Source organism: Aurantibacter sp. UH7, from assembly GCF_056839165.1.
Genome location: NZ_CM166388.1, coordinates 664,100 through 677,899, shown reverse-complemented (window position 1 = coordinate 677,899; position 13,800 = coordinate 664,100). Strand labels below are relative to the sequence as shown.

Annotated in this window: 12 protein-coding genes; 9 read left to right on the top strand and 3 right to left on the bottom strand. The window is 34.6% G+C overall.

The window, feature by feature from the left end:
• Positions 1–4 precede the first annotated feature (4 nt).
• The gene (locus UH7x_RS02920; protein WP_482362222.1) at positions 5–3,430 is read right to left on the bottom strand and encodes a hypothetical protein; all 3,426 of its coding nucleotides are present in this window, start codon (positions 3,428–3,430) and stop codon (positions 5–7) included.
• 224 nt (positions 3,431–3,654) lie between these two features.
• On the opposite strand from UH7x_RS02920, the gene UH7x_RS02915 reads away from it, so the two are divergent.
• The 6 genes from UH7x_RS02915 to UH7x_RS02890 all read left to right on the top strand — a co-directional run bounded on the left by UH7x_RS02915 (position 3,655) and on the right by UH7x_RS02890 (position 9,204).
• Positions 3,655–4,401, top strand: a complete 747-nt coding sequence (locus UH7x_RS02915) for a carboxypeptidase-like regulatory domain-containing protein (RefSeq protein WP_482362221.1) — start codon at positions 3,655–3,657, stop codon at positions 4,399–4,401.
• Complete coding sequence (locus tag UH7x_RS02910) at positions 4,388–5,167, top strand: peptidase associated/transthyretin-like domain-containing protein (protein WP_482362220.1); 780 nt, start codon at positions 4,388–4,390, stop codon at positions 5,165–5,167. The genes UH7x_RS02915 and UH7x_RS02910 overlap by 14 nt, the downstream gene beginning before the upstream one ends.
• A gap of 144 nt (positions 5,168–5,311) precedes the next feature.
• Entirely contained in the window at positions 5,312–5,818 is a 507-nt protein-coding gene (locus UH7x_RS02905; RefSeq protein WP_482362219.1) for a DUF6702 family protein, read from the top strand.
• A gap of 62 nt (positions 5,819–5,880) precedes the next feature.
• A complete protein-coding gene (locus tag UH7x_RS02900; protein WP_482362218.1) occupies positions 5,881–8,187 on the top strand; it encodes a M1 family metallopeptidase in 2,307 nt (768 codons plus the stop codon).
• A 115-nt stretch (positions 8,188–8,302) separates the two neighbouring features.
• Positions 8,303–8,629: a Sec-independent protein translocase subunit TatA/TatB gene (locus UH7x_RS02895; protein ID WP_482362217.1), complete on the top strand. Its 327-nt coding sequence runs from the start codon at positions 8,303–8,305 to the stop codon at positions 8,627–8,629.
• Positions 8,630–8,640: 11 nt separating this feature from the next.
• The gene (locus UH7x_RS02890; RefSeq protein WP_482362216.1) at positions 8,641–9,204 is read left to right on the top strand and encodes a phosphatase PAP2 family protein; all 564 of its coding nucleotides are present in this window, start codon (positions 8,641–8,643) and stop codon (positions 9,202–9,204) included.
• A gap of 6 nt (positions 9,205–9,210) precedes the next feature.
• On the opposite strand, the gene UH7x_RS02885 is transcribed toward UH7x_RS02890, so the two are convergent.
• The gene (locus UH7x_RS02885) at positions 9,211–9,852 is read right to left on the bottom strand and encodes an O-methyltransferase (protein ID WP_482362215.1); all 642 of its coding nucleotides are present in this window, start codon (positions 9,850–9,852) and stop codon (positions 9,211–9,213) included.
• A 64-nt stretch (positions 9,853–9,916) separates the two neighbouring features.
• On the opposite strand from UH7x_RS02885, the gene UH7x_RS02880 reads away from it, so the two are divergent.
• The 3 genes from UH7x_RS02880 to UH7x_RS02870 are packed head-to-tail and all read left to right on the top strand — an operon-like array spanning position 9,917 to position 12,854.
• Positions 9,917–10,378: a GNAT family N-acetyltransferase gene (locus UH7x_RS02880; RefSeq protein WP_482362214.1), complete on the top strand. Its 462-nt coding sequence runs from the start codon at positions 9,917–9,919 to the stop codon at positions 10,376–10,378.
• Between the two features lie 53 nt (positions 10,379–10,431).
• Entirely contained in the window at positions 10,432–11,703 is a 1,272-nt protein-coding gene (gene kynU, locus UH7x_RS02875) for a kynureninase (RefSeq protein WP_482362213.1), read from the top strand.
• 47 nt (positions 11,704–11,750) lie between these two features.
• Positions 11,751–12,854, top strand: a complete 1,104-nt coding sequence (locus UH7x_RS02870; RefSeq protein WP_482362212.1) for an MBL fold metallo-hydrolase — start codon at positions 11,751–11,753, stop codon at positions 12,852–12,854.
• A gap of 22 nt (positions 12,855–12,876) precedes the next feature.
• Here UH7x_RS02870 and UH7x_RS02865 read toward each other — a convergent pair whose 3' ends face one another.
• Positions 12,877–13,725 (bottom strand): AraC family transcriptional regulator, encoded by an 849-nt coding sequence (locus UH7x_RS02865; protein ID WP_482362211.1) that lies wholly within the window; start codon positions 13,723–13,725, stop codon positions 12,877–12,879.
• Positions 13,726–13,800 lie beyond the last annotated feature (75 nt).

Here is a 13,800-nt window from a genome sequence, read left to right as displayed (position 1 = left end):
ATACCTAGTTTGATTCCTTTAAAAGTGCCTTGATTTCTTCTAAATCTTTTTTCAAAGCATCCATTTGGCTCGATAAAGTTTCATTTTCGGTTTGTAAAGTTTTTATTTTATTTTCTTGTTCGATGGTATGTAAAAATAGCTCTTCGATTTTTTCGAGGTTTTGGATGTTAGAGGTTGTTAAGTTCCACTCACCCTCTTCTTTAACAGTAGCAGCCGATTTAATTCCTGGAAGATGATGATTTGTTTGAATAAAGGTTTTAATTTCTTCTAATGATTTAAAATTATAATCTGGCTTTATTTTAGATTGTCCTATAAAATAATGTTGAAAAACATAGTCAGGAATGCCTGCTATCACTCCGCCACTTATAGAATAAAAATCTCCATTTTCTGCATATATATTGCCATTTACATGTAATTTGGCATTTGCATTTATTGCTGCACCTGTACCGATGCCAACATTTTGTATGGCATCAATTCTTAATGCTTCAGTACCTAAAGTAGAAAAACCTAATTCATTTACAGCTGGTAAAAACATACCGGAATTAGCATCATTTTCAAACCGATAAGCTGGTAAATTAACTCCTCCGTTTCCTGCACGAAAGGTTGAGCCTCTTATTTGTCCATTAACTCTTAATTTAACTAAAGGGTCGCCTGGAAGGATTCCTATTCCAATGCCACCAGCACCACTAAACAACAAATTATTGCCATCTAAATCTAAAGTTCTATCTGCTGAAAGGGTTAAATCTGAGGCACCTATATTAAAATCTTCAGACCAAATTACGTCTGTTCCGCTTGTTTTTAGAATTAGGCCATCGGTAAGTGATGGAGCAATTTTGTCGGCCGTGACTGCATCTGTAGCTATTTTTACTGTGGTCACGGCGTCATTAGCGATAACTGTTGCCGTTGTTGGGCCCTCTACATCTCCATCTAAATCATCAACAGAAAAAGTGCTACCACTTAATGAAAGTCCAGCTCCAGGAGAATAGGCGCTTCCTCCAGCATCAACCGCTGGTGCCCATTCGGAGCCATTCCATTTTAGAACATTGTTCAGAACAGCCCCCATTTGGTTTAAATCTTCTGCGACAATGGATTCATTTATTATTTGAATAGAACCAACACTATTATCCTTTAAATGATTTAATCCAATTTCGTCATCACCAATTTCATTTGCTGTAATTCCATCAGCCTTGACTACCAATTCGTCTCCAACAATTTCTATAGTAGAATCATCAACATTTATATTATAACCGGTTGCAGCTACATATTCGCTTAGTCCGTCGTTTGCTTCATTATCTGTTGGTGAAATTCCACTGCCTTTTGCTGTCCATTGGATTCCAGAGCCTGTTGAAGTTAAGACTTGGCCTGCGGTACCCGTACCAACTCCTGTTAGAAGACCGTCGCGAGTTCCATCGATGTCAATACCTCCATAAACCATAATATCCTTATTATTTTGAACAGTAAATGCTTTGTCGGCTAAATCTGTGCTTATCTGACTTGTAGTTGAATTTTGAAGAAAATGAAAATCGCCTCGAGCATAACCTTGCGTTCTTTCGTAAACAAGTCCACCTTTGCCATAAGTCGTTGAGCCTTCAGTTGAGAATAATATACCAGTGGTTGTTCCAGTACCATTATTACGATTTTGCAATTCTAATGCATATGCAAAGCCTGGTTTACTATCTGCGATATGAACTTTAACCTCATCCGATTGCGGATTTCCATTTAAACCAACAAATAAAGCTCCGTAATTATCTCCGCCAACTTCTCTCGCATTACTATCCCAATAAAACCCCCCATCGTCAAAAGTATTTAGGTTATTATCTGCTGTAGTTAGTTTACCTAAATTAGCTGGGTCGTTATTTGCAAAGAATATTGCATTCGCTGTACCGGTAGGGGCCGCTGCTTGTGCTTCTATGACCCATTCTAGTGCTGTATTATCCCAAACCATAACATCTCCATCAGCAGGAGGAATAACGGCCGCTGGGTCCGGATGTGCTAACTTGTCTAAAGTGACTCCATTTTCAGCTATTTGTATGACATCATCAGTACCATTATTTGCAACTTCTACTGAAGTGCCATCAAGTTTTACTGATGAGCCTACAGTTGTACCGTCATCATCTAATAATTCAATCTCATTTGCAGTTTCATTCAGGGCAATAGACTGTTCGTTAATTGTTCCTGAACCTCCAGCCACAATGTTCCAGCCTCCAGCTCCAGCATTTAATGCCGTGTCCCATTCTAATATTTGGCCGTCAGCCGTACCTGGAGCTATACTTATATCGATTTCATTGTTAATTAGGTCATCACCTACATTTAGAACAGCAGTTGATGAATTTATATTTTTGAATTCTAAAACAGTACCGTTATTGGCTATATATGGACCAATACCTGCGCTTCCTATATTATTTCCACTATTTACTTCTCCCACTCCAGGAGCAACCGTTTGCCAAATGACATCACCACTAGCATCGGTAGTTAAAAATTGGCCATTAGTACCTGGTTCTATAGTAAAGGGATCCCCAGCTGTTCCAACACCTGTAATTGTTGCTTGATCCGCAATTTCAGTGCTTCCACCTGTTGCACCTGCTTGCCACTGGATAATACCGCTTGCATTGGTTGTTAAAACTTGATTATTCCCTCCAGGTTCAATAGTAAAAGGATCAGCAGCAGTACCTGCACCGGTTATTGTTGTTTGATCTGCAATTTCGGTACTGCCACCTGCTGGTAATGTAATCACATGATCACCATTTGGATTCGTAAGCGTAAGAATATTTCCAGCAATAGATAAGGTCTGTATCTCGTTATTGGCATTCGTATCATTATCAAGTGCTATATCTGCTGCATTTTGTGCGATATCTGCAATAAGAAAAGAATCGTCATAGTATGCACCTCCGTTGTCTGTAATAACATTACCTGCAGCAGCACTTACAATGTCTAAATCAGCAGCAGTTATATACCCTGCATCATTATCAAATGCCGTAACCCCTATATTGGCATTATCTAAAGCATAGGCTCCAACAGAATTTTCGCCTAGTTTTTCTTGAGTTACCGATTCATTTTGCAATTTTCCTGGACCGATAGAACCATTTTGTATATCGTCGCCAGTAAGACTAAAATCTATAACGTGTATGCTGCTAATGCTATTTTCTGCAACTTCAAAACCTGCAGAATTACATAAATTAACCCATTGTGTACCATCGAAATAATGAATACACTGTGTGTCCGTATTATACACTAGTGCACCTTGGTTAGGCACAATTGCATTCATTTGCGTGGTGTTAATCCTAGTAATTACCAAAACACGGTCGTTACTTTCAAGTTCTAAAACCGAAGTAGGTGAAATAGCCTGAGGATTATCGCCAATCTTAATTTGCGCGAACAAAGCGGGCATGGCAAAAAGTGCGATAAGTAGGGTTAATCGTGAGTTTCTCATAGGGAGGAGATTTATTTTCCTTTTCAATATTATAGCATTACCAAAAATACAATTAAGCAATAACATAGTAAATATTTAACGATTAAATGGTTAAACGAATGGCTTAATGGTTCATATGCATAAGTAAAATCATACATTAGCATAATAATTTACGGATACAAATTAACAAAAGTTTAGTTGCATACTTTTTTTTTAGAGCTAAACTTGTTTTTACTTTAAACCCTATGAAAAATTTCTACATTATTCTAATCTTTATTGGTTTCACCTTCGCTAATGCTCAAGAGAATACGAGAACATTATTGCGTGGGCAAGTTATTTACAGAGATGTAAATGTACCCAATGAAAATGTTATTAATATAACTACCGAAATGGCAACAATTACCAATGCTAACGGGCAGTTTGCCATTAACGTAAAAGAAGGAGATGAATTGGCATTTACTGCCTTGAATTATGAGTTGGAAGTAGTGAAAATTACAGCGGCTATTTTAGAAAATAATAGATTGGTGGTCGAAGTAAATGAAAAGGTTACTGAACTAGATGAAGTAGTTGTTTCGCCAGAAGATAAGGAGAAATTTTTGCAAGCTCAGAGCGAAAAATTTAAGGAAGTGGAGTACGAAATAGATCGTACCACGGAAGTTGAGAATATTTCGTTGTCGCAATCAGAACGGGGAATGAAAGACGGAATTAATTTTATAAATATATTTAAGGCGATTTTAGCTAGTGGTAAAAACAAGGAAAAAGAAAATTTACCGAAATTAAAACCTAGTGAGATATTACGCCAAGTATATAGCGATGATTTTTTTGTAATCGATTTAAAATTGCCACAAGAAAATATAGAGAATTTTCTATATTTTGTAGATGAAAATATGGATGAGAAAGCATTGTTGAAAAAAGACAATGAATTTCAGTTATTAGATTTTTTAGTTAATCAAAGTAGAGAATACCGAACCCAAATGGATGCGGATAAATAATCTTCTTAGTGCTATTTTTATTTTATTGACCACAATAGTGTGTGCCCAGGATCAGTTTCACACCGAATTGCAAGGTCGCATTTATAGTGCGGATGGAGATGTGGCCGCAACTCATATATTAAATATTTCCAGCAATAAATTTACAATTTCAGATATTGATGGATTTTTTGAGATTCCAGTAAAGATTTTTGATACTTTAGTTATTTCTGCAGTACAGTTTAAGCGCAAAGAAGTAGTTGTTACACTGGCATTGTTAGAACAAGAACTTGTGCAAATACAAATGGATGATGCGCTAACTCAGTTATCGGAAGTGGTGGTCAGACCCTACAATCTTTCGGCTGATTTGTCGCGAGATGCCGCTAATTTATATACAGGTAGAATAATTACAGCTTCTACTTTAAACTTACCTAATGCCTATGTAAAGTTACCATCTAAGGCAGAACGTGAATTGTTTGCAGCCACTGCGAATCCGATTATGAGCATAGATCCGCTTATTAATGCAATTACTGGGCGTACCAAAATGTTGAAGCAACGTGTACAGCGAAACTTTCAATATAGTCGAACACAAAGAGTGCGTGCTTTTTATGTGGATTCACTTTTTAGAACGGATTTAAAAATACCTGAAGATGAGATTGACGCTTTTATGTATTTCTGTGAAGTAGATGAGGGTTTTCAGACTATTGTCGACAGTCATGATCGTTTGAAAATATGGGAATATATGCGGAGAAAAAGTATTATTTATCGAAAAAATAATGATCTAGATTAAATTATAACTATTTGTTATTGTGATATATACTGTTCGTGGGTTATTGCTGATTTTTAAGTGATTGTAATGACTAATTTTTAATAAGCAAGCTAATTAAATAATGGCATAGCCTTTGCTTATTTTTGCTTGTCTAATTAAATGAATATGAAGAATTTTAAACATACTGTGTTCTTGCTGATTTTGCCGCTTCTGGCATTCGCAACAATACACAAGTTTTACATGAGTGTAACGAATGTTAGTTATTCAGAGAAATATTCTTCTATTCAGATTACTTCAAGAATTTTTATTGATGATTTAGAGGCTTTACTTAAAGCACGTTATGATATAGAAGCTAAACTTGCAACAGAAGATGAGTCTGATATAGCATCAGAATATCTGCAAAAATATATAAGATCTAAATTTGTGCTAGAATTAAATGGTGCCCAAGTTGAGTATCAATTTCTGGGTAAAAAGTACGACAACGATCTTGCTATCTTTTATTTGGAAGTACCTAATATTGATATAAAAAAAATAAAATCTATTGCTGTTCAAAATGAGGTGCTTACCGATTTGTATGATGAACAACAGAATTTGCTTCATATTAAGGTTAATGGACTCAAAAAGAGCTTTGTTTTAGTAAAGAATAATGATAAAGGAATGTTAAAATTGTAACTCATTATTAACAAATCATTAAAAATCTATTAATTTTCCAAGATTATAAATTAACCCAACAAATGAATAAGATAAAATACGGTTTTACAGCCCTAATGTTTCTATTTAGTGCAGTAATATTTGCACAAGTGCAAGAAGCAGAAAAAACGAAAGAGCCTGGTCATGTAAACCAGAGCAAATTTAAACAACTTTATGAAGAGTTCGCAACTCCAAACAGCTATCGTTCGGCTTCTGGTGCGCCTGGTCATGAATATTATCAACAACAGGCTAACTATGTGATGGATATAGAACTTGATGATAAAAATCACAGAATTAGTGGTAGTGAGACCATAACATATATTAATAATTCACCAGATGATTTAGAATTTCTTTGGATTCAATTGGATCAAAATATTAGAGAGAAAGATTCTAAAGCAAAATTAAAAAATGGTGGAGGAGTGCCTATGGCAGAACAGGCAAGTACTTTTGCTGGTAAATATATGGGTGAGCCTTTTGATGGGGGATTTATTATTGAAGAAGTAAAAGACGCTTCAGGTAAACCTTTGACACATACAATCAACTTTACAATGATGCGTATTGATTTGCCTAAACCTTTAAAAAGCAAAGAGCAAATATCATTCTCTATTAAATGGAATTATAATATTCCAAACCATACTGTAGATAGAGCTCGTTCTGGTTATGAGGAATTTGCAGATGGAAACCGTGCCTATGTAATTGCTCAGTTTTTTCCTAGAATGGCTGTTTATAATGATGTTGAAGGTTGGCAAAACCATCAATTTTGGGGTAACGGTGAATTTGCTTTAACTTTTGGTGATTACGAAGTTAATATTACAGTACCTGCTGACCATATACTTGATGCTACTGGTACGTTACAAAATAGAAAAGAGGTTTATTCTAAAGAGATGATGAAACGCTATGAAAAAGCGAAAAAATCATACGATAAACCAGTACTAATTGTAACTGAAGATGAAGCTGTTGAAGCTGCAAAGGGTTTTTCTGATAAGAAGAAAACTTGGAAGTTTAAAGCTGAAAATGTTAGAGATTACGGTTTTGCTACTTCTAGACGATTTATTTGGGATATGCAAGCTGTAAAAGTTGGTAATAAAGATGTAATGGCTGTTTCATTATATCCGAAAGAAGGAAATCCGCTTTGGGAAGAATATTCTACTAAGGCCGTTGCACATACGTTAAAATCATATTCATCGCATACTTTTGATTACCCTTATCCAAAAGCAATTTCTGTACATGCGAAAAATCAAGGTATGGAATATCCGATGATTTGTTGGAATTACGGGCGACCAAACGAAGATGGTACTTATTCTGATCGTGTTAAATACGGAATGATAAGTGTGATTATTCATGAAGTTGGACACAATTTCTTTCCAATGATTGTAAATTCTGACGAACGCCAATGGGGTTGGATGGATGAAGGCTTGGATACTTTTATGCAATATATGGCAGAACAAGAATTTGGTGAATTATATCCTGAAGCTGTTGCGCCAAACAAAGCATATCCGTCTAGAAGAGGAGAACCCTCTAAAATAGTGCCTTATATGGCTGGTGACCAAAGTACGATTGCACCAATAATGTCTAACCCAGAAAATGTATTTCAATTAGGACCAAATGCTTACGGTAAGCCGGCAACTGCATTAAATATATTACGTGAAACTATTATGGGTCGCGAACTTTTTGATCATGCTTTTAAAACGTATGCCCAGCGTTGGATGTTTAAACACCCTACACCAGAAGATTTCTTTAGAACTATGGAAGATGCTTCTGCGGTAGATTTAGATTACTATTGGAGAGGATGGTTCTATACTACTGATTATGTGGATATAGGTGTAAAAGGAATTAAAAAATACTATGTAACAGATAAGCCATCTAAAAAGATGCAAGAGTATATGGAAGCAAGAAACTTAACTGCTGCCGATTTACCACCACTTGTATATTTGGCTGATGAAGATGCTGAGGATTTTGACCCTAATTTAAAAGGAAAAGCTCCTTCTGAGTCTTCTACGACTTTGAAAGAATTTATGATGGATAATATGTCTGAAGCTGAAAGAAAGGCTGTTAAAGAGCCTAAGTATTTCTATGAGGTTACTTACGAAAGTCCAGGTGGAATACCCATGCCAATTATAGTAGAATATACATATGCAGACGGATCTACTGAGGATATTACGTATCCGGCAGAAATATGGAGAAAGAATGGCAGTGAAGTGAAATTGGTGTTATCATCACAAAAAGAACTTACTAACATTGTTATCGATCCAAAATTAGAAACTGCTGATATTGATACGACGAATAATTCATGGCCGAAAAAAGAGCAAGAGTCTGATTTTGACCAATTCAAAGAGAAAATAAAAGGGTAACTTAAAGATTTCCTTTTCGTTCGAGAAACCTGTTAGATAAAATTCCGCAATACTTTTTTGTTAAGGTGGTAATCTAACAGGTTTTTTCTGTTTAAACTTCATTATATTTGTTCTTATGTTTTTAACGATTTCTTTATTTATAAGTGGAGGCGAAATATTCTTTATCATGTTTATCGTGGTAATGGTATTCGGAGCTGATAAGATTCCTGGTATTGCTAAGGGATTAGGGAAAGGTATGCGTCAACTTAAAGATGCTACTGAGGATATAAAGCAGGAGATTCAAAAAAGTGCTGATAAGCAGGGTATTGATACTAGCTTTGTTGATGATATTAAAAAAGATATTAAAGACGTAAAAAGTAATTTAACTTCTGGTCTTACCGATGAAATAAATGAAGTTAAAGATGGTGTTGAGAAATTTTCTGGTTCTATAAAAAGAAAATAATATAACACTGTATGCTTGATAGGCTATTAGAAATAGATCGTCAAGTTCTAATTTATTTCAATAATCTGGGAACTGATTCTTACGATTCTGTTTGGCAAACATTAACAAAGTTTCCGCCTTGGATTCCATTATTTTTAATTGTAATTGCACTTCTCTTCTGGAAAGAATCTTCTAAAATTGCTATTTGGAAATTGGTTACATACATCGTTATGCTGCTCGCGTTGCAAGCTTTTGTTACTTTAACTAAAAATACTATTGGTCGTTTAAGACCAAATAATGATGAAACAATTAACCAAATAATTAGGGTGGTAAAAGAGAGTGGTAATTTTAGCTTTTTTTCTGGGCATGCTGCATTTTCTTTTTGCTTTGCAACTATGGCGGTTTTGCTTTTAAGAAAGAAATTACCATTAATTAATCTCATTTGGGTTTTTCCTTTACTCTTCTCTTATAGCAGAATTTATCTAGGTGTACATTTTCCTAGTGATATACTTGTTGGGGCGTTTGTTGGTGTTGTATTTGCATTTCTATTTAATAACCTTTACAAAAATCTTTACAGAAGATATTCAATAGAATAATTTGCTTTACAAGACTCTACTGAAGGTGAGCCCATCTCTAATAGGTAATAAAACGGTTTCTAATCGTGGATCTTCTTTAAGCTTTTTATTATAGTCTAAAAGTATTTTTGTTGTTTTGTCTTTGGGACTTAATGGTGCTACAACCTTCCCTGACCACAATACATTGTCTGATAAAATGACACTTCCTTTTTTAACCTTTTTTAAAACAACTTCTAAATAATTTGGATAATCTTTTTTCTCAGCATCAATAAATACAAGGTCAAAAACTGCATTTAATTCTGGTACAATTTCTAAAGCATTACCTGTATGTTGAACAATTTGATTTCCATACTCACTTTTATCAAAATAACGACGCTGCATTTCATGTAATTCAGCGTTAACATCAATGGTATGTAATGTTCCGTTGTCTTGTAATCCTTCTGCTAAACACAGCGCTGAATAACCAGTGTAGGTGCCTATTTCCAGAATGTTCTTTGCATTAATTAGTTTAGAAAGCATACTTAGTACTCTTCCCTGAAAATGACCAGTAATCATTCTTGGTTGTATAACTTTTAAATGAGTTTCGCGAGTGAGTTCTTGTAAAAGCTTTGGCTCATCTTCGGAATGATTTTGAATATATTCTTCTAAATCTGGTGATAAAAAATGCATTGGTAATTTTTTGTAAAAATATAGATTTAAAACTACCTTGAAATTTCAAATAAGCATGAATTTTATGGAGGAAATTATTTTTAGAAAGGCTACTATTGAAGATTTACCGTCGCTTTTGGAATTTGAACAAGGGATAATAAAAGCAGAAAGACCATTTGACCCATCTTTGGCTAAGGACCCAATAAGTTATTACGATTTGCAAAAATTAATAGTTTCGTATGATGCCGAAGTTTTGGTTGGTGAACACGAGGGTAAATTAATTGCTTCTGGCTATGCACAAATTAAAATTGCAAAACCATATTTAGATCATAAACAATTTTCGTACCTCGGCTTTATGTACACTTCGCCAGACTATAGAGGGCAAGGCGTAAATAGAAAAATAATAGATGGTCTAAAAGAATGGTCATTTCAAAAAGGGATCAAAGAAATTAGACTTACAGTTTATGAAGAAAATGTCGGAGCTATTAAGGCATATGAAAAAGCAGGCTTTAAAAATCACTTAATAGAAATGCGTTTAGAAGACTAATTTACCCATTTAAATTGTAGGGCATTATGCGTATTTTTGAACAAATTTAGTACATGACATTTCAAAATTCTTTAGACTTTGCACGTAAACTTGATGCACAAGATTCGCTCTCAAAATATCGCACTGAATTTCATATTCCACAAGTAGACGGTAAAGATGTAATATATTTTACAGGCAACTCTCTTGGCTTACAGCCTAAGCGTACCCAAAAGTATGTTGATGATGTAATGACAGATTGGAAAAATCTTGGTGTAGAGGGTCATTTTCACGCAGAAAAGTCCTGGTGGGATTATCATGAAAGACTTGCAGCGCCATTAGCTAAAGTTGTAGGAGCAAAGCCCAAAGAAATTTGTGTTTTGAATACCTTGACAGTTAATTTGCATTTTCTAATGGTATCTTTTTATCGCCCTAATAAAAAACGGTTTAAAATTATTTGTGAAGAAAAGGCCTTCCCTTCAGATCAATATATGCTTAATAGTCAGGTGAAATTTCATGGTCTTGATCCCGATGAAGTTATAGTTGAAGTGAAAAAACGTGAGGGTGAAAATGCTTGGCATACCGAGGATGTTCTTGATAAAATTAATGAAATAGGTGACGAGTTGGCCTTAGTTCTAATAGGGGGTGTTAATTATTATAACGGACAAGTTTTTAATATGGAAGCCATTACAAAGGCAGGCAAGGCAGTTGGTGCTAATGTAGGTTGGGATCTTGCTCATGGTGTAGGCAATGTTGAATTGAAATTGAATGAATGGGATGTCGATTTTGCTGCATGGTGTAGTTATAAATATATGAATAGTGGGCCGGGGAATGCATCCGGAATTTTTGTAAATGAAAAACATTTAAGCGAAAAAGACATTCCACGTTTTGAAGGTTGGTGGGGTACTAATAAAAAAACTCGCTTTTTAATGAAACCTGAATTCGAGGCCACACAAAGTGCAGACTCTTGGCAGGTTAGTAATCCACCGGTTTTGGCATTAGCTCCGTATTTAGCCTCATTAGAAATGTTTGAAGAAGTTGGAATGCAAGCATTAATTGAAAAACGAAATAAAATAACTGCGTATCTAGAGTTTGTGCTAGAAGAAATTGCCAAAGAGGTAAAAGGATCATTCGAAATAATTACACCAAAGGAACGAGGATGTCAATTGTCGGTATTTCTTCATGGTCACGACAAAACATTATTTGAATATTTAATGCAAAATGGCGTAATACCAGATTGGCGCGAGCCTAATGTTATTCGATTAGCTCCAGTTCCTTTTTACTGTTCGTATGAAGATATGTATCGATTTGGACAAATTTTAAAAGAAGGCATACTTGCTGAAGCATAAGTTTAAAATCGCTATCCATGATTAGTTCAATAAAAAAATTCTTAAAAATGATAGTATCAGTCGTGGCTTCAATAGTGGGTATTATAATACTTATAGCTATAATATTTCTTTATACTTCACCCGAATTTGGAGCAAAAAGTAAAGGTGCTTTTAAGGAAAATATTGAAAAGTCTGAAAATTTTAAAGATGGAAAATTTCAGAACTTAACCAAAACTGTAGTATCAACGGATATGAATTGGAGAACAATTCCAGAATATTTTACTAATGGAAATAAAGTGCCCGATTGGTCTATACCTGTTGAAAAATTACCTCTTGATTATTTCGAAAAATTACCTGATACAGTAACTAGATTAACTTGGTTTGGACACTCTTCATTATTGTTAGAAATCGATGGTAAGAAGTTGTTTTTAGACCCCATGTTAGGCAGTGTACCGGCACCACACCCAATGTTGGGTTCCAATCGTTTTAATGATACACTACCAATGGCAATTGCTGATTTACCAAAGTTAGATGCAGTTTTAATTTCACACGATCATTACGATCATTTAGATTATGGTTCTATAAAAAAGTTGGATTCTAAAGTTGGACATTTTTATGTGCCTATGGGTTTAGGAGCGCATTTGCGTTCTTGGGGTGTTGCTGATAAAAAGATTACGGAAATGGACTGGTGGCAGCAGATTGATTTTCATGATATTACTTTGGTTTCAACACCAGCAAGACATTTCTCAGGTAGAGGCTTAATAGATCGTTTTAGTACTTTATGGTGTTCATGGGTGATAAAAGGAAGTACTAAGAATATTTTCTTTGGAGGCGATTCTGGCTATGATGCAAGTTTTAAGGAAATTGGAAAAAAATTAGGTCCTTTTGACTTTGCCATGCTTGAATGTGGGCAATATGATGAGCAATGGGCTGAAATTCATATGATGCCTGAAGAAACAGTACAAGCGAATATCGACTTAAATAGTAAATTATTAATGCCTATTCATTGGGGTGCATTTAAATTAGGATTGCATCCGTGGGTAGAACCAGCTGAGCGTGTGTCCAAAAAAGCAGCAGAGTTAAATGTGCAATTGACAACGCCTAAAATTGGGGAGCCTATACTGTTAGGTGAACCCGTACCTACTTCTAAATGGTGGGTGAAACCTAATTAATAATTTATATATCCTAAGTCAATTAACTTTTTGAGGTAAAATAAGAAGGAACGTTTCCTTGGTGCTTCTTAAATTGTCTCGTAAAATAAGACGGGTCATTATAACCACATCTATACATTACCTCAGAAACTGATAGGTTATTTTGAATAAAAAACTCTAATGCTTTTCTTGTTCTAAACTCATTTAAAAATTGAACAAAAGATTGATTCGTAGTTCTTTTAAAGAATCGACAGAACGAATTGGTTGTCAAACTTAATAATGATGCCAATAGCGGAATCGTAATTTTTTCTGCATAATTTTCATTAACATATTCGAATACATATTCTAAACGCGCTACATCATGATTTTTTACTTGATTTAAAGCAGTTTTTGATTGTATTAAGGTGTTGTAATTATTTATTGATAGTTTGTGAAGAATCCCAATAAAGCTAATAAGCATTTGTGTATTGTCCATTTTTTCGAGTGCCTCAAAGTCAGGTCCAAATTGTGTTTTTATCTTAGAGTCAAATATGATTATACGTTTCGAATCTTGAATTAATTTTTTGATTTCTTTGAACTCGGGAAATACCTCTATTTTCTCGTTTAAAAATTCTTTGCCAAACTGAATTACAACTTCAAAATTGTTGCTATTTTCTTTGTTGCCAAAGTCGGCATGTGGAATATTGGGACCTAAGAAGAGAAGGACGCCATCTTTATATCGAAGTGTTTTTCCATTTATTTGTAATGTGCCACTACCGTTTTTCACATACACTAATTCATATTCTGGATGTATATGCCAGTTCGAAAGTTCACAACTTTCGCCATGTGTAAAAGTTTGAACTTTTAACGAACTATCAACAGCAACTTCTATATTTTCAAAAATGGGTTTCATGTATCAAATTTATCATTTATGATTCATAATATTCATATTTAAGAATAAATCGTCTTAAGATGTGAATATTTCAAC